Raw genomic sequence first — 390 nt, forward strand, 5'->3', positions numbered from 1 at the left:
CACATACCGGACAGATCATGCTAACCCGCGAAGAAATCGCCGAAAAAGTCGGAATTCGGGTCAACGAAGTTACAGCCATCATGAATGAACTGGTGAAGTTCGGTGCGATTTTCTCCGAGCGCGAAAAGGTAGCCGGTATGCGAGGGCCGGGTCTTGTCCGCTACTACATGAACCGCCACGTTGCTGAAGTAGGTAGTCGTGCTACACAAGAAGAACTTTCTACAATACCAAAGCCGGGATTTAATCTTGAAGTTATAGAAGGAGGAAAATTATGAAAACTAACGAACGATTCCATATTGCATGCCAAAATACATTTATAATTTCTCATTCAAACGACTTAGAAACTATGAAAATTTGGAAAAATCTTAAGGAATTACATGATGAAAATTT

At 41.3% G+C, this 390-nt stretch carries 1 pseudogene; it reads left to right on the plus strand.

The annotated features are described in order from the left end of the window. Positions 1 to 275, plus strand: a pseudogene (locus KP705_RS18895) (hypothetical protein); the annotation flags it as partial. Positions 276 to 390: the final 115 nt, after the last annotated feature.

Source organism: Gluconobacter sp. P1D12_c (assembly GCF_018812105.1).
In the GTDB taxonomy this organism is placed as follows: domain Bacteria; phylum Pseudomonadota; class Alphaproteobacteria; order Acetobacterales; family Acetobacteraceae; genus Gluconobacter; species Gluconobacter oxydans_A.